The following is a 22,787-nucleotide window of genomic DNA, read 5'->3' as shown; positions in this document are numbered from 1 at the left end:
CTTTGGGATTACTACCAAAAATAGTTGCGCAAACATCTTGAAATTTTGCTAATGACCACAATATAAGCTGAACGCGATTCGCAACCCATTCAGGCGACCAGATTTAACTGGTTGCTATTACAGGAGAAACCTTTGCGCTGGTTACCTTTTATTGCCGTTTTCCTTTATGTCTATATTGAGATTTCAATCTTTATTCAGGTTGCTCATGTCCTGGGAGTATTGCTGACCCTCGTGCTGGTTATATTCACCTCAGTTATTGGTATGTCACTGGTACGTAATCAGGGCTTTAAGAATTTTGTGCTGATGCAACAAAAAATGGCGGCGGGAGAAAACCCAGCGGCGGAAATGATTAAAAGTGTTTCGTTGATCATTGCCGGTTTGCTGCTTTTATTACCGGGCTTTTTTACCGATTTCCTCGGTCTTCTTCTTTTATTACCGCCAGTGCAAAAGCATCTGACAGTGAAGCTGATGCCGCATTTGCGCTTTTCCCGTATGCCGGGCGGCGGATTTAGCGCCGGGACTGGTGGCGGTAATACTTTTGATGGTGAGTATCAACGAAAGGATGATGACCGCGACCGCCTTGATCATAAAGACGATCGCCAGGATTAATGACGAAACGCCGGATTATGTGGTTATGCCATTTTCCGGCGTTTTTCGTTTTGGCAGAAATAGCCATAACCCCGCCAGCATGATCAGGGCATATAAACTTTTCCAGCCGACCATCGCCAGTAACAGAACACATAACAGCCCGCCAATTACCGCCAGTAGTCGATAACGTCCTTGCAATAATTTACAGCCTGCCAGCATGCATAACAGGTAAATCATAATAAAGATGCCATTGGCATAGATGATAAGTGCGTCCAGATTGATCTCTAACATATGGATCGCCAACGTGCTCACCACGCAACAGCCGAGTACGGCATTAAGGGCATTAGTCGGGATATGACGAGAAGAGAGGCGTGCCAGGCAGTGGTCAGGATTGTGTTGCGCCTGCGACCAGACTAATCGGGCGAAGCTCTGTATATAAATGTTGAGACTGGCAAAGCAGGCCAGATAGCCAATCACGCAGGCAATCCACAACGCTCCTACACCGAACAGCTGCACCACAATTTTTGGAAGCGATGCTGCCGCCGCCATTTTTTCACCATAGGCGTCGAAGTGTAAGACGACAACCGTACAGCCCCAATAGACTAATCCTGCCAGCAACAGACCAATCATCAGAGCGCGGGGAAAATCACGCTCTGGATTTTTAAATTCCGAGGCGAGATGGGCAAATGCCTCCAGACCGACAAAACACCAGAACATCACCGATAACGCAGCAAACAACCCGGAAAGTTCGATATTACCAGGTGCCGGGAAGGGGATATTCGCAGGTTTGATATCGCCCGCCCACCAGATAGCGACAATCAGCGCGACGATAAGCCCGGCAATCACCGTTTGTAGATTGGCACTGGAACTGGCTCCGCGAGTGCCGATGTACCACACCAGCGCCAGCGTACCAAGTTCTGCCAACAACAGTTGCCAACTATGCCAGCCAAACATTGCCTGGCCAAAGCCGGCGGCAATTTGTAGTGCAGCGGGCAGGCCTACGGGAATGACCGATAAAAATAGCCAGCCAGTGACTCGCTCAAGCCGCGAGCCAAACGCTATGCCAACGAAGTGTGCGACGCCGCCCGCACTGGGATAGTGGCGTCCCAGCAGCGCAAAGACGATTGCAATCGGGAACACTAAGATAATCAAAACGGGCCACGCCCACAGGCTGGTATTGCCCGCTACCAGTGCAGCTAACGCAGGAACGGCAAACACGCCAGTGCCTAATAATGAGGTTGATAACAGGCCGATCCCCTGGGCCAGTCCCAGTTCTTGTTTGAGTCCACTCATGGGTTAATGTCCAATTGTGCCCAAAATTTGGGCAACTGCGCAGGATCTCGATGGTAGCACAATCAGATTCGCGTATGGCGGCGATGGAGAAATTGCGATGAAATGTGATGTGAATCAGGATTTTTACCCGATTTTGTACTGATCAGAATTTTTTTTCATTTGCCCCCTTGAAGGGGGAGAAGCCCATCCCCATTTCACTGGTCACCAGCCGGGAAACCACGTAAGGTCCGGCGTCACCCATAACAGATACGGACTTTCTCAAAGGAGAGTTATCAATGAATATTCGTCCATTGCATGATCGCGTGATCGTCAAGCGTAAAGAAGTTGAAACTAAATCTGCTGGCGGCATCGTTCTGACCGGCTCTGCAGCGGCTAAATCTACCCGTGGCGAAGTGCTGGCTGTTGGCAATGGCCGCATCCTTGAAAATGGCGAAGTGAAGCCGCTGGACGTGAAAGTTGGCGACATCGTAATTTTCAATGATGGCTACGGTGTGAAGTCTGAGAAGATCGACAATGAAGAAGTGTTGATCATGTCCGAAAGCGACATTCTGGCAATTGTTGAAGCGTAATCCGCGCACGACACTGAACATACGAATTTAAGGAATAAAGATAATGGCAGCTAAAGACGTAAAATTCGGTAACGACGCTCGTGTGAAAATGCTGCGCGGCGTAAACGTACTGGCAGATGCAGTGAAAGTTACCCTCGGTCCGAAAGGCCGTAACGTAGTTCTGGATAAATCTTTCGGTGCACCGACCATCACCAAAGATGGTGTTTCCGTTGCTCGTGAAATCGAACTGGAAGACAAGTTCGAAAACATGGGTGCGCAGATGGTGAAAGAAGTTGCCTCTAAAGCGAACGACACTGCAGGCGACGGTACCACCACCGCAACCGTACTGGCTCAGGCTATCATTACTGAAGGCCTGAAAGCTGTTGCCGCGGGCATGAACCCGATGGACCTGAAACGTGGTATCGACAAAGCCGTTACTGCTGCAGTTGAAGAACTGAAAGCACTGTCCGTACCGTGCTCCGACTCTAAAGCGATTGCTCAGGTTGGTACTATCTCCGCTAACTCCGACGAAACCGTAGGTAAACTGATCGCTGAAGCGATGGACAAAGTCGGTAAAGAAGGCGTTATCACCGTTGAAGACGGTACTGGTCTGCAGGACGAACTGGACGTGGTTGAAGGTATGCAGTTCGACCGTGGCTACCTGTCTCCTTACTTCATCAACAAGCCGGAAACTGGCGCAGTAGAACTGGAAAGCCCGTTCATCCTGCTGGCTGACAAGAAAATCTCCAACATCCGCGAAATGCTGCCGGTTCTGGAAGCCGTTGCAAAAGCAGGCAAACCGCTGCTGATCATCGCTGAAGATGTTGAAGGCGAAGCGCTGGCAACTCTGGTTGTTAACACCATGCGTGGCATTGTGAAAGTCGCTGCGGTTAAAGCTCCGGGCTTCGGCGATCGCCGTAAAGCTATGCTGCAGGATATCGCAACCCTGACTGGCGGTACCGTAATCTCTGAAGAGATTGGTATGGAGCTGGAAAAAGCAACTCTGGAAGATCTGGGTCAGGCTAAACGTGTTGTGATCAACAAAGACACCACCACCATCATCGATGGCGTGGGTGAAGAAGCGGCAATTCAGGGCCGTGTTGCTCAGATCCGTCAGCAGATTGAAGAAGCAACTTCTGACTACGACCGTGAAAAACTGCAGGAGCGCGTAGCGAAACTGGCAGGCGGCGTTGCAGTTATCAAAGTTGGTGCTGCTACCGAAGTTGAAATGAAAGAGAAAAAAGCACGCGTTGAAGACGCCCTGCACGCGACCCGTGCTGCGGTAGAAGAAGGCGTGGTTGCTGGTGGTGGTGTTGCGCTGATCCGCGTAGCGTCTAAACTGGCTGACCTGCGTGGTCAGAACGAAGAGCAGAACGTGGGTATCAAAGTTGCACTGCGTGCAATGGAAGCTCCGCTGCGTCAGATCGTACTGAACTGCGGTGAAGAACCGTCTGTTGTTGCTAACACCGTTAAAGCTGGCGACGGCAACTACGGCTACAACGCAGCAACCGAAGAATACGGCAACATGATCGACATGGGTATCCTGGATCCAACCAAAGTAACTCGTTCTGCTCTGCAGTACGCAGCTTCTGTGGCTGGCCTGATGATCACCACCGAGTGCATGGTTACCGACCTGCCGAAAAACGATGCAGCTGACTTAGGTGCTGCTGGCGGTATGGGCGGCATGGGTGGCATGGGTGGCATGATGTAATTGCCCTGCACCTCGCAGAAATAAAGAAACCCCCGGGCAGAAATGTCTGGGGGTTTTTCTTTTGGTCATCTTTCTAGTATAAGATTCAGACACGGACGACGCGAGTTGCGTCCAGCTCATTGATTATGGGGAATAACATGCACGTAAAATACTTAGCAGGGATTGTCGGTGCCGCGCTACTGATGGCGGGTTGTAGCTCCAGCAACGAATTGAGCGCTGCCGGACAGAGCGTTCGCATCGTGGACGAGCAACCAGGTGCAGAGTGCCAGCTGATTGGTACTGCTACCGGTAAGCAAAGTAACTGGCTTTCCGGGCAACACGGTGAAGAGGGCGGTTCTATGCGCGGTGCGGCAAACGATCTGCGCAACCAGGCGGCAGCAATGGGTGGTAACGTGATTTATGGTATCAGCAGCCCGTCGCAGGGCATGTTGTCCAGCTTTGTCCCGACTGACAGCCAGATTATCGGTCAGGTATATAAGTGCCCGAACTGATGGGATTCAGAGGCTGGGTGACAAACGTATAATTGCCTGATGCGCTTCGCTTATCAGGCCTACATCAGGCATTGCAACTGATTGAATGCTTGAGAATTTGTAGGCCGGATAAGGCGTTTACGCCGCATCCGGCATGATCAACGATCACGTTATCAGTCATTTCAGGCTGGATGGCTCCAGCCTCGCATTAGCAAAGACGGGATTATTTCGCCTGTGGTGCAGTTTTGCTGATGGATTGAACGCGTAGGTGATGTAGTGCGCGTAGGCATTGATCCTGGGTTAGTGGTTGGGCGTTATTGGCTGCCACAGTACGAACGTAGACCTGACACGGCACTCCAGCGAGCTTTTTCAGTCGAGGACTGAAACCAAGCATCCGGCGTGTAATAGCCTCAACTTCTTTACCCGCAGTCGCTTCACGCGTTTTTACTACTGCACCACTAAATTGCTCCTTGCCACCTTCATCTTTAAAGCGATAAAGTACGGCCAGATAATGACTAAACAGATTATGTTTCCATTCCGGCTGAGAATAGGTGTCGTATTCCAGATTGCCATTGTCCTGGCAGTCGACGTCATATAACGGCAGAAAATCTAATAGCGATGTAATACGTAATGCTAGCTCACGCATTTCAGCATTATTAATTGCATGAATGATTGCCCGCGCCAGCATTTCAATTTGCAGCTCATTGACCACTAATTCGCATTTGCTGCCATCATGGAGCGTTAATGCGAAATTAAGATTTTCGTCCTGGTTATCGGTAAGTTCCAGCGTGTTAACCCGGCGATTAATATCGGCATTTTTAAGCTCATCAACCAGAATTTCCGGGATGTTTTCTGCCATTTTCTTAATGACTTTATCGCGAGCTTGCTCATACTGAAGGCGTGCATCAGCATCCAGTTTATGCTTTTGATGCAGACGACTTTCCAGCGCAATCAACAGATCTCGCAGTTCCATGACAGACATAAAGAACAACGATTCTTTATTGCGAGGCTCTTTAATTTTCAGCGCCAGTGCAATGAAATTATTACTCTTGCGAATAACACCGGTATTAACACCCTTGATGCTTATGGCCATGTAGGTTCTCCCTAACCATTTCTCAATTAAATAATTAATTTTAATTTATAAGCCAGATAAATGGGCTTGGTAGTAATAGTTGTTAAAATAACATAAATAGCCGTGCTCACTCTATATAAACAGAAAAGAAAGGTTAATTATTGGTGTTGGCTATATAAAGAGTAAAAATAGCAATGTATATGAATAATTAAAGGTTATGCAACGGGCAAAGATTAAACTTCCCTGTAAAATGACAGGTCGCTGTACTGCGTTTGTTGCTCTTACCGGATGCGGCGTAAACTCCTTATCCGGCCTACAGTTCATTGAAAATTCATTCAATTTCAATGCACGATGTAGGCCTGATAAGCGTAGCGCATCAGGCAATTTTAATGTTTAACTTCCCTGTTTAATCAGTTACTGCTGGCGTAGTTGGAGATCCAGCGGCGTTTTGCTGGGTTCGCCACCAATCTCGCGCGCCAGTTTTGGCACCAGATATCCCGATACTAACGTCAGCAACTCACGCATAATCTGCCGCGCTTCATCATCGCTCACCATGAAATGCGCCGCGCCCTGCACTTTATCGAGCACATGCAGGTAATAGGGCATCACACCGGCGTCAAACAGTGCATTACTCAGATTTGCCAGCGTTTGCGCGTTATCGTTCACGCCACGTAACAGAACGCTTTGGTTAAGCAGGGTGACGCCGACACGGCGCAATTTAGCCATCGCCTGACGGAACGTTTCATCTACCTCATTGGCATGGTTGATGTGATTCACCAGCAAGATTTGCAGCGTAGAACGGGCAAAGCGTTCAACCAGCGCCTCGGTGATACGTGCCGGGATCACAATCGGCAGACGGCTGTGAATCCGCAGACGTTTGATATGTGGGATGGCTTCCAGTTGCGTTAACAACCAGTCCAGTTCGTGATCTTTCGCCATCAGCGGATCGCCGCCGGAGAAAATAATCTCGTCCAGTTCCGGATGCGCAGCAACATACTCAAGTGCCGTCTTCCAGTTTCGCTTGTTGCCCTGATTTTCGGCATACGGGAAGTGGCGACGGAAGCAATAGCGGCAATTTACCGCGCAGCCGCCTTTGACCAGCAAAAGCGCCCGGTTGTGGTATTTATGCAACAAACCAGGCACTACGCTGTGCTGTTCTTCCAGCGGGTCGGTGGAGAATCCGGGCGCGACGACAAACTCATCTTGCGAGGTAAGTACCTGACGCAAAAGTGGATCGTCTGGATTGCCTTTCTCCATGCGATCGATAAATGAGCGGGGCACGCGCAGGGCAAACAGCTTTTTGGCGCTGCGTCCGGCCAACAGTTTTTCGTCCGCGTCTATATTCAAAAGACGCAGAAGTTCATCAGGATCGGTCACAACATCGGCAAGTTGCGCTAACCAATCTTCTCTGGATGGGGTATTTAGGGTTACAATATGCGCCATTTTGTGGCTTAGCTACCAATTAATAAATTTCAGAGGGCCTTATGGCAACGTACTATAGCAACGATTTTCGTGCTGGTCTTAAAATCATGTTAGATGGCGAACCTTACGCGGTTGAAGCCAGTGAATTCGTGAAACCGGGTAAAGGTCAGGCATTCGCTCGCGTTAAACTGCGCCGTCTACTGACTGGCACTCGCGTAGAAAAAACCTTCAAATCTACCGATTCCGCTGAAGGCGCTGATGTTGTCGATATGAACCTGACTTACCTGTACAACGACGGTGAGTTCTGGCACTTCATGAACAACGAAACTTTCGAGCAGCTGTCTGCTGATGCAAAAGCAATTGGCGACAATGCTAAATGGCTGCTGGATCAGGCAGAGTGCATCGTAACTCTGTGGAATGGTCAGCCGATCTCCGTTACTCCGCCGAACTTCGTTGAACTGGAAATCGTTGATACCGATCCGGGTCTGAAAGGTGATACCGCAGGTACTGGCGGCAAACCGGCTACCCTGTCTACTGGCGCTGTGGTTAAAGTTCCGCTGTTCGTACAGATCGGCGAAGTCATCAAAGTGGATACCCGCTCTGGTGAATACGTATCTCGCGTGAAGTAATGCGGTTGTGGTGCGGCCTGTGGGCTGCACCATCACTTTTTCAGGTCAGAGATGATGAAACGCCTTATCCTTCTTGTTTTGCTTGCCAGTGCGCTGCTCACGGGCTGTAACACCGCACGCGGTTTTGGTGAAGACATTAAACATCTCGGTAATTCCATCTCCCGCGCAGCCAGCTAATTTTTCTTCTCTTCGTAAAAATCGTCAGATTTCCGTCATTTTCGGTGGTGTTGTCTATTATTAATTTGCTATAGGCAAACACAAATAACATTACCTAAAAGGAAGACGTTATGGTGAAGAAGACAATTGCAGCGATCTTTTCTGTTCTGGTGCTTTCAACAGTATTGACTGCCTGCAACACCACGCGTGGCGTTGGTGAAGATATCTCCGACGGCGGTAACGCGATTTCTGGCGCAGCGACGAAAGCGCAGCAATAAGCAATAACGGTACGACAAGTTTGTCGTGCCGTTTATTTTTTCAGCGATAGTCACTAAGGTAATAGTTGAAATTCCCCTGCCACCAGGCAAAATATCCGTTCAACCATCAGCTTTGCAGGACGACCTGCAAACGCTTCTTTTCACCGGGGACGGCCCCATTTCTCCGGAGTTTTATATGTCCTGGATTATCTTATTTATTGCTGGGTTGCTGGAAGTCGTCTGGGCTGTTGGCCTGAAATATACCCACGGCTTTAGTCGTTTGACGCCAAGTGTTATTACCGTGACGGCGATGATTGTCAGTATGGCGCTGCTCGCCTGGGCGATGAAGTCATTACCTGTAGGGACGGCTTATGCTGTCTGGACGGGGATTGGCGCAGTCGGCGCGGCTATCACCGGCATTGTGCTGCTCGGCGAGTCCGCTAACCCGATGCGCCTGGCAAGTCTGGCGTTAATTGTGGTGGGAATTATTGGTCTGAAACTCAGCACTCACTAACTACCGGGCTGCTGTATCCAAATAAACTTACTAACATCAAACCCTTCCCGGGTTGCGACTGCCAGCATCTCCTGTTTAACTTCGTCAGAAATGGTTGGCGTGCGAGAGAGTATCCACAGGTAGTCGCGGTCCGGGCCGCAAACCAGCGCGTGGCGGTACTCCCGGTCGAGCGCGATGACGTTATAACCGCCGTAGAATGGCCCAAAGAACGACACTTTCAGGGCTGCGCGACGCGGATCTCCAGTAAAGTAGGCTTTTCCTTCACTCTGCTGCCACATCTCTCTGTCCGGGTTATAGCCTTTATTAATGACATTCAGGCCGCCGTCATCCCGCAGGCTATACGTCGCGGTCACTTTCTCCAGTCCGCGTTCAAAGCGGTGATCAAAACGGGCAATCTCATACCATGTACCCAAATAGCGTTTGGTATCGAAATTATTTACCACGGTCACGCCACGCGGTGGTGTGGGAGAACTACAGGCAACCACCAGAAATGCAGCTGTCGCTGCGGCAACGAGAGGGAGCAGGCGCATAAATGTTTCCTTACTGGTTTTTTCTAAGTGTAGATGACAGCAAGGAAATGCGAAGAAAAGGTCCGAAAATTCGGACCCGATGAAATTTTACTGTAGAGCGTTGAGAATCTGCCAGGCGGCGGTAACTCTCGCTGGATTGGGATAATTTTTGTTAGCCAGCATCACAATACCCAGCTCTTTTTCTGGGATAAACGCGACATAGCTACCAAATCCGCCGGTCGCACCTGTTTTATGCACCCATGATGACCGCACAGCAGGAGCAGGGGGCGTAATTGCTTTTACTGGGCTTGTCGCCAGCGCAATTTTACTGTCGCTGCCATTGATGATGCTGTCAGGATTTACCGGCCAGTCCAGCATTTCCCAGCCCAGGCCCTGATACATATCGCCGGTTTGCCAGTAGCGAGATTGCGCCAGTTGTATCCCTTGCTGAAGTGTTTTGTCGTTGATATCACGGGGATTCATATTGCTTCGTACCCAGCGGGCCATATCTTCAATCGTCGATTTTACACCGTAAGCTTCAGCATCCAGCGCCCCTGGCGAAACATGCACTGCCTTACCTTCGCGATATCCCCAGGCGTAGTTCTTTTCTTCTGCGGGCGGCACATTAATCCACGTATGGTTGAGTTTGAGTGGCTGGAAAACACGATTTTGCATCGCCTGTTCAAAGCTCAAACCAGACGGCTTCACAGCCAGTGCGCCGAACAAACCGATACTGGAGTTTGCATACAGACGTTGTGTTCCTGGCGCCCATGCAGGCTGCCAGTTTTGATAGAAGCGCAGCAAGTCGCTTGAGGATTTCACCTCATCCGGCACCTGTAACGGCAGGCCGCCAGCGGTGTAGGTTGCGAGATGTAATAGTGTGATCCCATTCCACTGTTTAGCGGTAAGTTCAGGCCAGTATTTTGTGACGGGATCGTTTAGATTGATTTCCCCTCGAGCAATAGCGTCGCCACCAAGCACGCCCGTAAATGTTTTACTGACCGAGCCTAACTCAAACAACGTTTGCTGCGTGACGGGCCGCTTTTTTGCCGCATCCGCGTAGCCCCAGGTAAAGTAATAAGGCTTACCCTGATAAATCACTGCAACGGCCATGCCGGGGATGTTTTGTTGCTCAACAAGTGGGGTAATAGTGTGATGCACAATATCGTTGATTTGTTGTTCGCTGTGGGGCGCGGCAAGAGTGGAGCAAGAGACGGTAATCAGTAAGGCGCAAAGCGTCGTTTTGAGCATAAGGTCTGGTTTCCATACAAAACGGCCCGCCATAGGCGGGCCGGATTTACATTGGCGATACGTTAGATTGTAACGATACCAATCAGCGTGACAACTGTCAGGATAGCAGCCAGACCGTAGAAAACCCATTTGCCCGCAGGCACGTGAATTTTCAGGTCGTGCATCGCGTGGTGCATACGGTGTAAACCACACCACAGCGGCAGGACGATCATCAGGAACAGGAATACGCGACCAATGAAGCTTTGCGCGAACGCCAGAACGCGTTCGTAGCTCAGTGCGTCACCCGGGAACAGACCCAGCGGCAGCAGAATGCCAACCAGCAGGATCATTACCGGCGCAATGATCGCACTCCACATACCACCGGCCCCGAAGAGGCCCCAGAATACCGGTTCGTCAGAACGCTTTGGATTTGGATTAATCATCTCAGGCTCCTTACCAGTACAGGGCAACAAACAGGATTACGATGGTGGCAACCACGGTTACCGCCCAGAGACTTTTGATAATTGGCTCTGGTCCCATTTTTTCGTCTTTTACAATGATATTGGCCGCTTTCGGTGCCAGTTCAAACCAGGTTTTGGTGTGCAGCAGGGCTGCCGCCAGAGTAATCAGGTTAATGATCACGATAACCGGGTTTTGTAAAAAGTCGACGAATCCCGCCCAGGTTTCCGGGCCATTTTTCAGGGCAAACAGCCCGAAAATCAGTTCAATGCTGAACCACACAGCCGGAACCGCTGTGCCTTCGCGCAGCATGTAAAAGCGATAAAACGGCAATTTTTTCCACCAGGTGGACGTCATTGGCCGTACATACGGTTTACGTTTAGTCGTCATGTTGCACTCCTTAGCGTGGTTTCAGGGTCGCGATAAGAAAGTCTTTTGAACTTTCTACTTTGCCCTGCTGAATGGCCGCAGCCGGATCGACGTGTTTCGGGCAGACTTCGGAGCAGTAGCCCACGAAAGTACAGCTCCATACGCCGTTCTGGCTGTTTAACTGCGCCATACGCTCCTTCTTACCGTGGTCGCGGCTATCTTCGTTATAACGATGTGCCAGCGTAATGGCAGCCGGACCGATGAACTCTGGGTTCAGGCCGAACTGCGGGCATGCGGCATAGCACAGACCACAGTTGATGCAACCGGAGAACTGGTGATACTTCGCCATCTGCGCCGGGGTCTGGATGTTAGTACCCTGATCCGCGGTGCGGGAGTTGCCGATGATGTACGGTTTGATTGCTTCCAGACTTTCGATGAAGTGGGTCATATCGACCACCAGATCGCGTTCGATCGGGAAGTTAGCTAACGCTTCAACCTTCATGCCGTTGGTGTAGTCTCGCAGGAAGGTTTTACATGCCAGTTTCGGCACGTTGTTAACCATCATGCCGCAGGAGCCACAAATCGCCATACGGCAGGACCAGCGGTAGCTCAGGTCCGGCGCAAGGTTGTCTTTGATATAGCCCAGCGCATCCAGCAATGAGGTGGTTTCATCATAAGGCACTTCATAGAATGCGCTATGTGGTGCGGTATCGACTTCCGGGTTATAACGCACCACCTCAATTTTCAGGTTTTTCATCTCAGCCATTCGCCTTCTCCTTCTTATTGGCTGCTTCCGCCTTATCGGCTGCATCCGCTTCGCCACCGTACATGCGTTTGGCCGGCGGCAGCTTAGTAATTTTCACGTCGCTGTACTCCAGGCGAGTAGTGCCATCAGCATCGCGGAAGGCGAGGGTGTGTTTGAGGAAGTTGATGTCGTCACGTTCAGTGCAACCTTCGTCCAGACGCTGGTGCGCGCCGCGGGACTCTTTACGTGCCATTGCAGAGTGCGCCATACATTCGGCAACGTTCAGACCGTGGCCCAACTCAATGGTGTAAAGCAGGTCGGTGTTGAACACGCTGGACGTGTCGGTGATGCGAACGCGCTTGAAGCGTTCCTGCAGTTCCGCCAGCTTGTCGATGGTTTTCTGCATCAGTTCCGGCGTACGGTAGATACCGCAGCCTTCTTCCATGGCCAGGCCCATTTCGTCGCGGATCTTCGCCCAGTTTTCGCCGCCGTCCTGGTTAACCAGATCTTTCAGACGCTGTTCAACGCCAGCAACCTGGGCATTGATCGCGGCATCGTTGCCATTACCGGCAGTAGATGCGCGCTCCATTGCTTGCTCACCAGCCAGACGACCAAAGACCACCAGTTCCGCCAGGGAGTTGGAGCCCAGACGGTTTGCGCCGTGCAGACCTACAGAGGAACATTCGCCCACGGCGAACAGGCCCTTAATGCGGGTTTCGCAGTTCTGATCGGTTTCGATACCACCCATGGTGTAGTGCGCGGTCGGACGTACCGGAATCGGTTCTTTAACCGGATCGACGCCAACATAAGCTTTCGCCAGTTCACAGATGAACGGCAGACGTTCGTGCAGTTTTTTCTCGCCCAGGTGACGCAGGTCGAGGTAAACCACATCGCCACGCGGCGTGGAGATGGTGTTGCCTTTACGCCATTCGTGCCAGAAGGCCTGAGAAACTTTGTCGCGTGGACCCAGTTCCATGTATTTGTTTTTCGGCTCGCCCAGCGGAGTTTCTGGACCCATGCCGTAGTCTTGCAGATAACGGTAGCCATTTTTGTTGACCAGTATACCGCCTTCGCCACGGCAACCTTCGGTCATCAGGATACCGGAACCCGGTAGGCCAGTCGGGTGATACTGAACGAACTCCATATCACGCAGCGGAACACCGTGGCTCAGCGCCATACCCATACCGTCGCCAGTAACGATGCCGCCGTTGGTGTTGTAACGATAAACACGGCCAGCGCCTCCGGTTGCCATCACCACTGCGTTAGCACGGATCTGAACCAGCGTACCTTCCATCATGTTCATTGCCACCAGGCCGCGAACATGACCATCATCAACCAGAATATCCAGCACGAAATGTTCGTCAAAACGCTGGATCTGCGGGAATTGCAGAGAGGTCTGGAACAGAGTGTGAAGCATATGGAAGCCGGTCTTATCTGCGGCGAACCAGGTACGCTCGATTTTCATGCCGCCGAAGCGACGTACGTTCACGCTACCATCCGGGCGACGGCTCCATGGGCATCCCCACAGTTCCAGTTGGGTCATTTCGGTTGGGCAGTGGTGGACGAAATAATCCACAACATCCTGCTCACATAACCAGTCGCCACCCGCTACTGTATCGTTAAAGTGATAATCGAAGCTGTCATGATCCTGCGCGACAGCGGCGGAGCCCCCTTCTGCAGCAACGGTATGGCTGCGCATTGGGTATACTTTTGAGATTAGTGCGATTTTTGCATTCGGATTTGCCTGCGCGGCAGCAATTGCAGCACGTAATCCCGCGCCACCGGCACCTACAATGGCAAGATCGGCTTGAAAGGTTTGCACGACATTCCTCCAGATTGTTTTTATCCCACATCCACGTACTTCAGGGTAAGTGCCTGAAAGTTACGGTCTGCGAACGCTATTCCACTGCTCCTTTATAGGTACAACAGTATAGTCTGATGGATAAGTCTGAAATTTGACGAGATCGATTTTTTTAGTGCGCAAGCGGGCTAAATTATCACTGAAGATGATTAATTTAATTACTAAACCATCAGATTGTGGTTTTTTTAGTCACCCCCCCTTACTGAATGATTCCTGCGTAAAATTTGTCTCGCCGTCGCGTTGCGAGTAGACTTCGTGCCCTTGTTAAAAACTGGAGATTTCACTATGAGCGAAACGGCATCCTGGCAGCCGAGCGCATCCATTCCTAACTTATTAAAACGCGCGGCGATTATGGCGGAGATCCGTCGTTTCTTTGCCGATCGTGGAGTGCTGGAGGTGGAGACGCCTTGTATGAGCCAGGCGACGGTAACCGATATTCATTTGGTCCCGTTTGAGACACGTTTCGTTGGCCCCGGACACTCTCAGGGGATGAATCTCTGGTTAATGACCAGCCCTGAATATCATATGAAACGCCTGCTGGTTGCCGGTTGTGGCCCAGTATTCCAGCTGTGCCGCAGCTTCCGTAATGAAGAGATGGGGCGTTATCACAACCCTGAGTTCACGATGCTGGAGTGGTATCGGCCGCATTATGATATGTACCGGTTGATGAACGAAGTTGACGATCTTCTGCAGCAAGTACTGGATTGCCCGGCTGCAGAAAGCCTTTCTTATCAGCAAGCCTTCTTACGTTATCTGGAAATTGATCCGCTCTCAGCTGATAAAACGCAGCTGCGGGAAGTGGCGGCGAAACTGGATCTTAGCAACGTTGCCGATACCGAAGAAGATCGCGATACACTGTTGCAGTTGCTGTTTACTTTTGGTGTGGAACCGAACATTGGTAAAGAAAAACCGACCTTTGTTTATCATTTCCCTGCCAGTCAGGCATCACTGGCGCAAATCAGTACCGAAGATCATCGGGTCGCAGAGCGCTTCGAGGTTTACTACAAAGGTATTGAGCTGGCGAATGGTTTCCACGAATTAACGGACGCCCGTGAACAGCAACAACGCTTTGAGCAGGATAACCGCAAACGTGTGGCGCGTGGTTTACCGCAGCATCCAATTGACCAAAACCTCATAGAAGCTCTGAAAGTCGGTATGCCTGACTGCTCCGGCGTGGCTCTGGGCGTTGATCGTCTGGTGATGTTGGCGCTGGGCGCGGAGACGCTTGCGGAAGTGATTGCCTTTAGCGTTGACCGGGCATAATTCTGAAAAATCATCTAATTAACCGCACAGAATGGCGTTGTAACGCCATTCTGTAGCAGATGTTTTCATTTTTCTGCTGAAGGCCACAATTTAAGACTGGATATTTGCTATCATCCAGGTATCAATTCTGTATGGTTTTTTATTGCGGCCCGTCAATCGATGGGTAGTGCAGTTCAGTGCGCGCGTTTTATACATGTGCTAACACGAAGGATAATTTCATGCCTCACACGATAAAAAAGATGAGTCTGATAGGGCTCATATTGATGATCTTTACTTCAGTATTTGGGTTTGCCAATAGCCCGGCAGCTTATTATTTAATGGGGTATAGTGCGATTCCCTTTTATATATTTTCTGCATTATTATTTTTTATACCATTTGCCTTAATGATGGCAGAGATGGGCGCGGCGTATCGCAAAGAAGAAGGCGGCATCTATTCCTGGATGAATAATAGTGTCGGACCACGTTTCGCCTTTATCGGCACATTTATGTGGTTTTCCTCTTATATCATCTGGATGGTGAGTACCTCAGCTAAAGTCTGGGTACCATTTTCTACGTTCCTCTACGGTACCGACATGACTCAGCACTGGCGCATTGCTGGCCTGGAGCCAACGCAGGTAGTGGGTCTGCTGGCGGTGGCATGGATGATCCTGGTTACCGTGGTTGCCTCAAAAGGGATTAATAAAATTGCTCGTATTACTGCAGTAGGTGGTATTGCAGTAATGTGTCTTAATTTAGTATTACTGTTAGTGAGCGTTGCCATTTTGTTATTAAATGGTGGCCATTTTGCACAGGATATTAATTTCGTGGTATCGCCGAATCCAGGATATCAATCCGGTCTGGCGATGTTATCGTTTGTGGTATTTGCCATTTTCGCTTACGGCGGAATTGAAGCGGTTGGTGGTCTGGTAGATAAAACAGAAAACCCAGAAAAGAACTTTGCCAAAGGTATTGTTTTTGCCGCTATTGTTATTTCAATCGGTTATTCGCTGGCGATATTTTTATGGGGCGTCAGCACTAACTGGCAGCAGGTATTAAGTAATGGTTCCGTTAACCTTGGCAATATCACCTATGTACTGATGAAAAGCCTGGGGATGACGCTGGGTAACGTGCTGCATTTGTCACCTGAGGCGTCATTGTCGCTGGGCGTATGGTTTGCGCGTATTACCGGGCTTTCGATGTTCCTGGCTTACACCGGCGCGTTCTTTACACTTTGCTACTCGCCACTAAAAGCGATCATCCAGGGTACGCCGAAAGCGTTATGGCCGGAACCGATGACGCGCCTGAACGCCATGGGCATGCCGTCTATCGCCATGTGGATGCAGTGCGGGCTGGTTACTGTCTTCATCCTGCTGGTTTCGTTTGGCGGTGGTACCGCATCAGCGTTCTTTAACAAGCTGACGCTGATGGCGAACGTTTCCATGACGCTTCCCTATCTGTTCCTCGCGCTGGCTTTCCCATTCTTTAAAGCACGTCAGGATCTCGACAGACCATTTGTGATTTTCAAAACACACATGTCGGCAACGATCGCGACAGTGGTGGTGGTACTGGTGGTGACGTTTGCGAACGTTTTCACCATTATCCAGCCAGTGGTTGAAGCCGGAGACTGGGATAGCACATTGTGGATGGTTGGCGGCCCTGTCTTCTTCTCGCTGTTAGCGATGGCGATTTACCAGAACTATTGCAGCAGAGTGGCAAAAAATCCGCAGTGGGTGGCTGAGTAATCAGATGCCCTATCGTCGGCCTGACGATAGGGCGTAATGACAGGGAATGAGTGGGATTTCGTATGCGCTATAGCGAAATTAAACTACGGGTTACCTCATGAGTGCGCGCATGTTTGTCTTGTGCTGCATCTGGTTTGTTATTGCGATCCCCTGGATACTCATCACTTCCACGCTGGACAAAGAGTGGATGATTGATGAAGGCGGGGTTAAAAACATCTGCGATGTGCTGGAGTATCTGGAAAATGACGATACCCGTGATGTCGGTGTGATATTGACGTTGCCGCTCTTTTTCCCTTTTCTCTGGTTCGCGCTGCGGCGAAAAAAAGGCGGCTGGTTTATGTACGTCACCGCACTTGCGATCTTCGGCTATTGGCTGTGGCAGTTTTTCCTGCGCTATCAGTTTTGTTTGTAGCCGGATGAGACAATCCGGCTACAAAACCTTATATACCGCCGTCCTGGCGCGCTTTAGCCGCAGAGGTCAGCGTTCACCCCGTTTGCTTACCGTTCTGAAGTATGACGAGTATATTATCCAGCTTGCAGTCACTCTGTAAGTTGGGCAAGCGATTTTTATATTAAAAACAATAAATATTCACCTTATATACCCGTGAACATTGAAGATGCTTGATTTTTCAGCAACAGAAGATCATGCTGTCCAACATGAAAATATTCATTACTGAGCAACAAAAAGCTGAACTTGAACGCCTTCATGATTCCAGTCGTGACGGGCGAGTCAGAGATCGTATTAAAGCCATTCTTCTGGCTTCCGAAGGTTGGAGTTCTGCCATGATTGCTCAGGCTTTACGCCTGCATCAGACAACGATTGATCACCATATCAGCGAATTCCTGAATAAAGGAAAACTGAAGCCCGAAAAAGGCGGCTCAGACAGCAAACTCAGTGCTGAACAAACGGCCTTTTAATCAGCCAGTTATGCGATAATTTATTTCACCATACCCGCGATGTTATTGCGTTTATCACCCGGACATGGAACATCATTTTCAGCATTCCGGGGATGAATAAGTGGCTGCATCGTAATGGTTTCACCTACAAAAAACCGTCAGGCGTCCCCCATAAATTCAGTGAAGAGAAACAAAGGCAATTCATTGAATATTATGAGGAACTGAAAACAACTGTGGGTGATGAACCGGTTCTTTTTATTGATGGAGTCCATCCGACTCAGGCCACTAAAATCAGCTATGGCTGGATATGTAAAGGCCAGAAAAAAGCAGTAAAAACAACAGGATGCCGCACACGCCTGAATATCATGGGGGCGCTGAATCTGAAAGCACTGACGTCACCGCTAATCTGCGAATATAAAACCATTCATGAATATAATGTATCCCGTTTTTCTGTCTTTTTTAACCAGACGCTGCCGGATATAGCGGACTCACTGACATCCCGAATTAACGATCACTTTCAGGTGCTCACACCCGCATCTTGAGGTTTATTGGGTATATATGTTTTATCTTGATTATCTTAAGCCGAACTCTTTTTTATATTTTTTGTCTGTCCCATCACAAATCAGTTTTTCTGATGATAGTACTATTCTTCATTCTGGGAATGATTTTAATAAAGGACTTTAAATGAATAATCTTATTTTTTGCGAAGTTGATGAATTAGGCTTTCCTAAATGGAATGGCATTGATTATTTTCGATGGCGTTTTCTTCCGACTAATTGGACATTCAGCACGGGGACTGCACACTTATGGTTATATAAAACATCATGGTTGATTTATCACCGTGATATGTTGTGGCAATATGCCAAAGAGGCGCAAATCCCGTTATTATTACTTGCGGGCGTTGCGGCTGCTGAGGTTGGCGGAATGCCAGAAAGATTTAAACCAGTGGGGGTGCTGCAATTAAAAATAATCCTAGAGGCCGTTTCAAAGAGAGGAGGCAATACCTACTCAAACTCTACTTCAGTCGGTTCTATCGCAATACAGTTAGGCGTTGCAGCCAGGACTATAGGGATACATCCAGATCTTTTGTCATCCTTTGAGCAGTTCCAACTTTCCCAGTGCTTACTAAATGACCGCTTCAACATTAGAGTGGTAGCATTTCATTTACGAGACCTTATACATTATGACTATCCGGAAATAGGTGACACCACTAATTTAACGGATGAGCAGTTAATTGTAGTCGGCTCCCGATACAACCGTGGTATTGAAAGAAATAAACAAGATATTATAGACTCCATTGCAGCACCGAAAGGATCCCATCAGAGAGAATACAGTGAATATGGTCGGCGTATTCTTGAAAAGAAAACTGCTTTAATGAAAATAATGAATAATCTATGATGAACTGGAAATCATTTTCCCTTAACCTTATCTGGTTTGTTATAAGCATATTTTGGATAGATTTTTTATCTGTTCAAGACAAAGAGTGGTTTATCGACGGTAGAGGAATTAATAATATTTGTGATGTTATGACATATCTTGAGAATGATGATATTCGCCCAGTTGGTATTATAATGACCTTACCATTATTCATCCCATATATTTATGCTGTTATTTGGAAGAAACAGCACTCTCTTTGGCAATATTTTGTTATTTCAATAATGCTCTTCTATTGGCTGTGGCAATTTTTCCTGCGCTATCAGTTTTGTTTGTGAGCCGGAGTGGTTCATCCGGCCACAAAGACCTTACAAACTTCCCGCCTGACGACCTTTGCCCGCAGAAGTTAATGTTCTCCCCGTTTGTTTACCATTCAGGCTTTCCAGACGCATCTGGAAGGGCGGGAATGGCATATCAATACCGTGGGCGTGGAAGCCCGCCAGAATCAGTTGATGGATTTCATGGCGCAGCGGCATGCGGTGACCCATTTCTGCGGCGTAAATACGCAGCTCGAAAATCTGGATCCCTTGCTGTAGATCCACCAGGAAGACTTCCGGTGCCGGATTGTCGATCACCAGCGAGCAGCGACGCGCTGCGGTGAGTAGGATTTCCGTCACTTCTTCACTGTTGGCATCGGCAGGGGCCGGAATTGTTAGCACCACGCGCGTGACCGAGTCAGAGAGCGACCAGTTGATAAACTGCTCAGTAATAAACGCCTTGTTCGGCACGATAATCTCTTTACGGTCCCAGTCGCTGATGGTGGTGGCGCGGGTGTTAATTTTCGTCACGCTACCGGTAAGATCGCGGATCGTTACCGTATCGCCAATGCGAATCGGTTTTTCGAACAGGATAATCAGGCCAGAGATAAAGTTGGCGAAAATCTCCTGCAAACCAAAACCGAGACCAACACCGAGCGCGGCGACCAGCCACTGCAATTTCGACCACTCAATACCAATCATTGAGAAGCCGACCAGCCCGCCAATCAGCATCAGCAGATATTTGGTGATGGTGGTGATGGCGTAGCCCGTACCCGGCGTTAAATCGAGATGCTGCAAAATCGCCAGTTCCAGCAGCGCGGGCAGGTTGCGCACCAGCTGCGTGGTGATGATAAACACCAGAATGGCAATCAGCACCGCGCCGAGGGTGATCGGCTCCAGGCTTTCTACGCCCTGTACCGTGGACGTAACATCCCACAGCGAAATATTTTCGAGGAAGCCGAAAGCGGAATGGATTTCTGACCACAGCACAATGACCGAAAGCAAGGCGATCAACATCAAAATTGAGCGCACCAGCCGCAAGGATTGTGCACTGATAGCATCGAGATCGACTTCGCTTTCATCGACTTCAATTGCCCCTTCCGGGCTACTGTGATGATGCGCTTCCTCTTCGCCACGCGCTCGCTGCGCTAACATCTCTGCCCGGCGATGCTTCGCCCGGTCAAACGCCAGTCTGCGTCGCTGGATTAGCATCCAGCGGCGGATAACGTGATAAACCACCAACAGCAGGAACCAGATGGCGACCGAGGTTTCAAGCCTTGCTAACAGCGCCTGTGCCGTTGCCAGGTAACCGACTGCCGCCGCCAGAATAGCGACCAACGGCGCGCCAATCATCATGTTCCACAGCATATGGTTGGTAATGTTGTCGCCGCTGCCTTCTTTGTTGAGATACAGCGGAATCCCGGCCTTTTTCAGGCTGAGGGTGACCACTGCCAGTGCACCGCAAATGAGGATGAAGCAAAGACGTCCCAGCGAACCGGAAAACTCGCGGTCGTCGAGATTATCGAACATCATCAGCGCCATAATCAGTGGCACAATAAGCCCGATGCTCATCAGGTAGTAGCGCATCCCGCGGGAAACACGTTCGCGCGGCCAGCCAAAATGGGCAATAAACAAGCCGTTAGGGCGGGCAAAGGTGGCGCAAATCATCACTACCCACAGCAGCGGCACGGTGGCCGTTACGCCATCGCCAATCGCTACCGCCAACGGATAAGGCCACGCCTCGCGCAAGCCGTAACCCAGCGTCATCCACAGCACCGGTAGCGGTGACGCGACGAGAATCGACCAGAAAAGAGTGCGTAATGTCAGCCAGAAGTGATCCTGAGTCACTTTGCCGACTTTCGCTGCCGAACGTTCGAGAAAACGGGTGAAATAGCGGCGCGAGTAGATACTGCAACCGACCAGAATCAACGCGCCAAACAGCGGCAAAATCGTCTCTTTGCTGGTCAACATCATGATGCTGGCTTTACCTAACTGACTGAAGGTGTCCAGCGAAATGAGACGACGCAGATCCTGGGCGCTCTCCAGTGGCCAGGCGATGGTCATCGGGCGCACGTCAGAGGTCCAGAACAGATAGCGGTGCGTCGCTTCGTTCACCTCTTTCAGCGCATCTTCCAGTTGCCCGTTGGAGACTTTCAGCTTGGTCAGTTCCAGTAGTAGCGTGTCGCCACCCTGCAACAATGAGTTCAGCAACTCACGCTGAGTGCGCAGTTGTGCTTCGAGAATACGGTTTTGCTCGGCGGTCAGCGGCTGACCGTCAGTCTGAAGGATTTGTCGCAGTTGCGGTTGTTTATTGAGGAGATCCTCATAATGCAACCGTTGCACGCGCAACTGCGCCATTTCGGTATCAAGTTGTTGCGGTTTCGGCATTTCCGGCAGTCGTGCCACCTGCGCTCGCAACGCTTCGCCGAGCAGGTTGGACGCTCCCAGCCATTGTGACTGCTCGCGCAGGGTATTCAGCGCCTGCCGGACCTGTAATGTCTGGCTGGCAGCCTGACGCTGTTGCGAAGCGACGAGATCCATTCGCTGCGCCTGCTGATTCAGCGCCGCCGACAGTTCGCGGTTAATTTTGAATTGCGCGACGATATCTTTCGGTAAATCGGCACTGCTTTCTGCCAGCAGTTCGGTGCTTTCCAGCGCCCGCTCCGCCTCAAGCTGGCGTTGGCTGTTCAACTGATTACGTAAGGCCTGCAAATACGCATCCAGCTGCTGGCTCTCTTTTTCCGCCAGCTCAGAGCGCAAGCGCGCTAATTCCTGGCGGTTATTGGCAGACAGCTGCGCCAGCTCCAGTTCATCAACGAGGGCTTTCAGACGTGCGGAGTCAGACTGTAACGCGAAATTTTGTGCCTGATTAAGCGGGGTATTGCCGGTAAGCGTTCCCAGGCGGCGCTCGATTTCATTTAACTGACGACGGGCATCGGTTTGCTGTTGCGGCAGTTGATTCAGTGAATCGGCAATCTCGCGGGCGCGTTCCTGCTCTTGCTGGGCCTGACGGCTTTTATCCAGCAACTGACTGCTGACCTGGAGAATTTCCTGATTCAGCGCGTCGGTAGACATTCCCGGCGACACGCTGCGCGGCTCGTCACGCATGTTGTTTAATTGTGCGCGCAGAGTAGCGGAGAGTTTCGGATAATTATCAATAACTTCTTGATATTGCTTGATGCGCTCAAGGGAACTTTTTCGTTCCTCAAGCGCATTTAAGGCAGACTGGAGCGCCTCTACAACTTCCGGCTGCACGGGTTTCGCCGCTTTTGCCTGCTCCAGTTCCTGGGTGATTTGTTTGCTATCGGGGGCCGTCGCGGCGTACGCCCCCCAACTGAGGCACCAGGCCATCAGAAAAGTGATAATCAGGCGCACGTCAGCG

At 50.2% G+C, this 22,787-nt stretch carries 23 protein-coding genes and 1 pseudogene; 14 read left to right on the top strand and 10 right to left on the bottom strand.

Going from position 1 to position 22,787, the window contains the following annotated elements; genetic code table 11:
- Nucleotides 1-132: 132 nt before the first annotated feature.
- Nucleotides 133-609, top strand: coding sequence for an FxsA family protein (locus D9597_RS05220; protein WP_130216751.1), 477 nt, complete (start codon nt 133-135; stop codon nt 607-609).
- A 15-nt stretch (nt 610-624) separates the two neighbouring features.
- Here the strand turns inward: D9597_RS05220 and yjeH are convergent, their stop codons facing one another.
- Nucleotides 625-1,881 carry an L-methionine/branched-chain amino acid transporter gene (gene yjeH, locus D9597_RS05215; RefSeq protein WP_130221788.1) on the bottom strand — a complete coding sequence of 419 codons (1,257 nt, stop codon included), beginning with the start codon at nt 1,879-1,881 and terminating at the stop codon, nt 625-627.
- A 275-nt stretch (nt 1,882-2,156) separates the two neighbouring features.
- Between yjeH and D9597_RS05210 the strand changes: the two genes are divergently transcribed.
- From D9597_RS05210 to D9597_RS05200, 3 genes are all read left to right on the top strand, one after another.
- Nucleotides 2,157-2,450: a co-chaperone GroES gene (locus D9597_RS05210; protein ID WP_001026276.1), complete on the top strand. Its 294-nt coding sequence runs from the start codon at nt 2,157-2,159 to the stop codon at nt 2,448-2,450.
- Nucleotides 2,451-2,493: 43 nt separating this feature from the next.
- Complete coding sequence (groL, locus tag D9597_RS05205) at nt 2,494-4,140, top strand: chaperonin GroEL (RefSeq protein WP_000729132.1); 1,647 nt, start codon at nt 2,494-2,496, stop codon at nt 4,138-4,140.
- Between the two features lie 137 nt (nt 4,141-4,277).
- The gene (locus tag D9597_RS05200) at nt 4,278-4,631 is read left to right on the top strand and encodes a DUF4156 domain-containing protein (protein ID WP_000558209.1); all 354 of its coding nucleotides are present in this window, start codon (nt 4,278-4,280) and stop codon (nt 4,629-4,631) included.
- A 202-nt stretch (nt 4,632-4,833) separates the two neighbouring features.
- Here the strand turns inward: D9597_RS05200 and D9597_RS05195 are convergent, their stop codons facing one another.
- Nucleotides 4,834-5,703 carry a YjeJ family protein gene (locus D9597_RS05195; protein ID WP_130221787.1) on the bottom strand — a complete coding sequence of 290 codons (870 nt, stop codon included), beginning with the start codon at nt 5,701-5,703 and terminating at the stop codon, nt 4,834-4,836.
- Between the two features lie 393 nt (nt 5,704-6,096).
- Nucleotides 6,097-7,125 (bottom strand): EF-P beta-lysylation protein EpmB, encoded by a 1,029-nt coding sequence (gene epmB / locus D9597_RS05190; protein ID WP_130221786.1) that lies wholly within the window; start codon nt 7,123-7,125, stop codon nt 6,097-6,099.
- Between the two features lie 41 nt (nt 7,126-7,166).
- On the opposite strand from epmB, the gene efp reads away from it, so the two are divergent.
- From efp to sugE, 4 genes are all read left to right on the top strand, one after another.
- The gene (gene efp / locus D9597_RS05185; protein WP_000257278.1) at nt 7,167-7,733 is read left to right on the top strand and encodes an elongation factor P; all 567 of its coding nucleotides are present in this window, start codon (nt 7,167-7,169) and stop codon (nt 7,731-7,733) included.
- Between the two features lie 51 nt (nt 7,734-7,784).
- The gene (ecnA, locus tag D9597_RS05180) at nt 7,785-7,910 is read left to right on the top strand and encodes a lipoprotein antitoxin entericidin A (protein WP_064525758.1); all 126 of its coding nucleotides are present in this window, start codon (nt 7,785-7,787) and stop codon (nt 7,908-7,910) included.
- A gap of 110 nt (nt 7,911-8,020) precedes the next feature.
- A complete protein-coding gene (gene ecnB / locus D9597_RS05175) occupies nt 8,021-8,167 on the top strand; it encodes a lipoprotein toxin entericidin B (RefSeq protein WP_000239596.1) in 147 nt (48 codons plus the stop codon).
- 175 nt (nt 8,168-8,342) lie between these two features.
- Nucleotides 8,343-8,660, top strand: coding sequence for a quaternary ammonium compound efflux SMR transporter SugE (gene sugE, locus D9597_RS05170; protein ID WP_130205961.1), 318 nt, complete (start codon nt 8,343-8,345; stop codon nt 8,658-8,660).
- Here sugE and blc read toward each other — a convergent pair.
- From blc to frdA, 6 genes are all read right to left on the bottom strand, one after another.
- Complete coding sequence (gene blc, locus D9597_RS05165) at nt 8,657-9,190, bottom strand: lipocalin Blc (RefSeq protein WP_130216743.1); 534 nt, start codon at nt 9,188-9,190, stop codon at nt 8,657-8,659. The genes sugE and blc overlap by 4 nt on opposite strands.
- Nucleotides 9,191-9,277: 87 nt before the next feature.
- Nucleotides 9,278-10,420 (bottom strand): BlaEC family class C beta-lactamase, encoded by a 1,143-nt coding sequence (locus tag D9597_RS05160; protein WP_130221785.1) that lies wholly within the window; start codon nt 10,418-10,420, stop codon nt 9,278-9,280.
- A gap of 62 nt (nt 10,421-10,482) precedes the next feature.
- Nucleotides 10,483-10,842 carry a fumarate reductase subunit FrdD gene (gene frdD, locus D9597_RS05155; RefSeq protein ID WP_001299198.1) on the bottom strand — a complete coding sequence of 120 codons (360 nt, stop codon included), beginning with the start codon at nt 10,840-10,842 and terminating at the stop codon, nt 10,483-10,485.
- A 10-nt stretch (nt 10,843-10,852) separates the two neighbouring features.
- Nucleotides 10,853-11,248, bottom strand: coding sequence for a fumarate reductase subunit FrdC (gene frdC / locus D9597_RS05150; RefSeq protein ID WP_001568431.1), 396 nt, complete (start codon nt 11,246-11,248; stop codon nt 10,853-10,855).
- 10 nt (nt 11,249-11,258) lie between these two features.
- Nucleotides 11,259-11,993 carry a fumarate reductase iron-sulfur protein gene (frdB, locus tag D9597_RS05145; RefSeq protein ID WP_064525766.1) on the bottom strand — a complete coding sequence of 245 codons (735 nt, stop codon included), beginning with the start codon at nt 11,991-11,993 and terminating at the stop codon, nt 11,259-11,261.
- Entirely contained in the window at nt 11,986-13,794 is a 1,809-nt protein-coding gene (frdA, locus tag D9597_RS05140) for a fumarate reductase (quinol) flavoprotein subunit (RefSeq protein WP_130205969.1), read from the bottom strand. Before frdA ends, frdB begins: the two co-directional genes overlap by 8 nt.
- Before the next feature lie 324 nt (nt 13,795-14,118).
- Here frdA and epmA point away from each other — a divergent pair, with 324 nt between their 5' ends.
- The 6 genes and pseudogenes from epmA (at nt 14,119) to D9597_RS05110 (ending at nt 19,426) form a co-directional block, all read left to right on the top strand.
- Nucleotides 14,119-15,096: an elongation factor P--(R)-beta-lysine ligase gene (gene epmA / locus D9597_RS05135; RefSeq protein WP_071702033.1), complete on the top strand. Its 978-nt coding sequence runs from the start codon at nt 14,119-14,121 to the stop codon at nt 15,094-15,096.
- A gap of 218 nt (nt 15,097-15,314) precedes the next feature.
- Entirely contained in the window at nt 15,315-16,817 is a 1,503-nt protein-coding gene (yjeM, locus tag D9597_RS05130) for a glutamate/gamma-aminobutyrate family transporter YjeM (RefSeq protein WP_130221784.1), read from the top strand.
- A gap of 97 nt (nt 16,818-16,914) precedes the next feature.
- Entirely contained in the window at nt 16,915-17,229 is a 315-nt protein-coding gene (locus D9597_RS05125) for a YjeO family protein (protein ID WP_130221783.1), read from the top strand.
- A 233-nt stretch (nt 17,230-17,462) separates the two neighbouring features.
- Nucleotides 17,463-18,256 (top strand): annotated as a pseudogene (locus D9597_RS05120) (IS630 family transposase).
- A gap of 142 nt (nt 18,257-18,398) precedes the next feature.
- Nucleotides 18,399-19,112 (top strand): hypothetical protein, encoded by a 714-nt coding sequence (locus D9597_RS05115; protein ID WP_130221782.1) that lies wholly within the window; start codon nt 18,399-18,401, stop codon nt 19,110-19,112.
- Nucleotides 19,112-19,426: a YjeO family protein gene (locus tag D9597_RS05110; protein ID WP_165383531.1), complete on the top strand. Its 315-nt coding sequence runs from the start codon at nt 19,112-19,114 to the stop codon at nt 19,424-19,426. Before D9597_RS05115 ends, D9597_RS05110 begins: the two co-directional genes overlap by 1 nt.
- Before the next feature lie 30 nt (nt 19,427-19,456).
- Here the strand turns inward: D9597_RS05110 and mscM are convergent, their stop codons facing one another.
- A complete protein-coding gene (gene mscM, locus D9597_RS05105; protein ID WP_130221780.1) occupies nt 19,457-22,780 on the bottom strand; it encodes a miniconductance mechanosensitive channel MscM in 3,324 nt (1,107 codons plus the stop codon).
- Between the last annotated feature and the right edge of the window lie 7 nt (nt 22,781-22,787).

It is taken from the genome of Escherichia sp. E13S3 (assembly GCF_004212325.1).
Lineage (GTDB): Bacteria > Pseudomonadota > Gammaproteobacteria > Enterobacterales > Enterobacteriaceae > Escherichia.
Note: the sequence above shows the minus strand (reverse complement) of the source record. Positions and strands in the feature narration are given on the sequence as shown.

Bases quoted from the DNA above. Each gene is read 5' to 3' on its own strand.
- yjeH (WP_130221788.1), bottom strand. From the start codon at position 1,881: ATGAGTGGACTCAAACAAGAACTGGGACTGGCCCAGGGGATCGGCCTG.
- D9597_RS05210 (WP_001026276.1), top strand. From the start codon at position 2,157: ATGAATATTCGTCCATTGCATGATCGCGTGATCGTCAAGCGTAAAGAA.
- groL (WP_000729132.1), top strand. From the start codon at position 2,494: ATGGCAGCTAAAGACGTAAAATTCGGTAACGACGCTCGTGTGAAAATG.
- D9597_RS05200 (WP_000558209.1), top strand. From the start codon at position 4,278: ATGCACGTAAAATACTTAGCAGGGATTGTCGGTGCCGCGCTACTGATG.
- D9597_RS05195 (WP_130221787.1), bottom strand. From the start codon at position 5,703: ATGGCCATAAGCATCAAGGGTGTTAATACCGGTGTTATTCGCAAGAGT.
- epmB (WP_130221786.1), bottom strand. From the start codon at position 7,125: ATGGCGCATATTGTAACCCTAAATACCCCATCCAGAGAAGATTGGTTA.
- efp (WP_000257278.1), top strand. From the start codon at position 7,167: ATGGCAACGTACTATAGCAACGATTTTCGTGCTGGTCTTAAAATCATG.
- ecnA (WP_064525758.1), top strand. From the start codon at position 7,785: ATGATGAAACGCCTTATCCTTCTTGTTTTGCTTGCCAGTGCGCTGCTC.
- ecnB (WP_000239596.1), top strand. From the start codon at position 8,021: ATGGTGAAGAAGACAATTGCAGCGATCTTTTCTGTTCTGGTGCTTTCA.
- sugE (WP_130205961.1), top strand. From the start codon at position 8,343: ATGTCCTGGATTATCTTATTTATTGCTGGGTTGCTGGAAGTCGTCTGG.
- blc (WP_130216743.1), bottom strand. From the start codon at position 9,190: ATGCGCCTGCTCCCTCTCGTTGCCGCAGCGACAGCTGCATTTCTGGTG.
- D9597_RS05160 (WP_130221785.1), bottom strand. From the start codon at position 10,420: ATGCTCAAAACGACGCTTTGCGCCTTACTGATTACCGTCTCTTGCTCC.
- frdD (WP_001299198.1), bottom strand. From the start codon at position 10,842: ATGATTAATCCAAATCCAAAGCGTTCTGACGAACCGGTATTCTGGGGC.
- frdC (WP_001568431.1), bottom strand. From the start codon at position 11,248: ATGACGACTAAACGTAAACCGTATGTACGGCCAATGACGTCCACCTGG.
- frdB (WP_064525766.1), bottom strand. From the start codon at position 11,993: ATGGCTGAGATGAAAAACCTGAAAATTGAGGTGGTGCGTTATAACCCG.
- epmA (WP_071702033.1), top strand. From the start codon at position 14,119: ATGAGCGAAACGGCATCCTGGCAGCCGAGCGCATCCATTCCTAACTTA.
- yjeM (WP_130221784.1), top strand. From the start codon at position 15,315: ATGCCTCACACGATAAAAAAGATGAGTCTGATAGGGCTCATATTGATG.
- D9597_RS05125 (WP_130221783.1), top strand. From the start codon at position 16,915: ATGAGTGCGCGCATGTTTGTCTTGTGCTGCATCTGGTTTGTTATTGCG.
- D9597_RS05115 (WP_130221782.1), top strand. From the start codon at position 18,399: ATGAATAATCTTATTTTTTGCGAAGTTGATGAATTAGGCTTTCCTAAA.
- D9597_RS05110 (WP_165383531.1), top strand. From the start codon at position 19,112: ATGAACTGGAAATCATTTTCCCTTAACCTTATCTGGTTTGTTATAAGC.